Genomic DNA, 647 nt, shown 5'->3' with positions numbered 1-647 from the left:
TTGCAGAGGTGGTCAAGCTCGATATGCAACTGGACGACAAGGGAAAAGTCGAGGCCTATCGCACCAAGCTCAACGTCTCGTTCAAGTTCGAAGGCACCTGAGCCTCAAGCACCTCGCCCTTGCGGGCGAGGATGCCTCATGGGAAAGGGGCGTTGCGCGGTCCGCCCAACCGGGCGCTGTGGTCTATCGCGGAAGTTGGCACTGGTCCGACTGGGACCGATATGCTCTGATGCGGGGAGCGTATGGCGCGTGGTGGACCCATGTACATGGTCATTCGCAAATACACGAAGGTTCGTTCGGTGGCGGACGCCGCTCGTCGCGCCAAGAGCGGCGTCGGTGAGATCCTGAGGCAATCGCAGGGATTTAGATCTTACCATGTGCTGGATGCGGGCGACGGTGTCGGCATCGCCATGATGATATTCGATGACCGCGAAAGCGCCAACGTAGCAAACGCCAAGATACTGGCGTTTGTTCAGGCAAGCCTGCATGACCTCGATCTTGGGGTTCCCGAAATCACCAGCGGCGAGCTTTTGGTTGACATAGAGTCTGATGGGTTTTCGATCAAGTAGCCTCGCCAGTTGCGTGGCGGTGCTGCCCCTGCTCATGTCGTCGACCTGATGTCACCCTCGCGTTTGCGACAGTCGCGC

The 647-nt window shown here is 58.9% G+C and carries 2 protein-coding genes; both read left to right on the top strand.

Annotated features, from left to right (window positions below):
• Nucleotides 1–8 precede the first annotated feature (8 nt).
• Nucleotides 9–101, top strand: a complete 93-nt coding sequence (locus AC0L27_RS41145; RefSeq protein WP_473323813.1) for a hypothetical protein — start codon at nt 9–11, stop codon at nt 99–101.
• 159 nt (nt 102–260) lie between these two features.
• Nucleotides 261–569 carry a hypothetical protein gene (locus AC0L27_RS41140; protein ID WP_035992227.1) on the top strand — a complete coding sequence of 103 codons (309 nt, stop codon included), beginning with the start codon at nt 261–263 and terminating at the stop codon, nt 567–569.
• Nucleotides 570–647: the final 78 nt, after the last annotated feature.

It is taken from the genome of Bradyrhizobium sp. Ken51, assembly GCF_055807435.1.
This window is presented reverse-complemented; position numbering and strand designations above follow the sequence as displayed.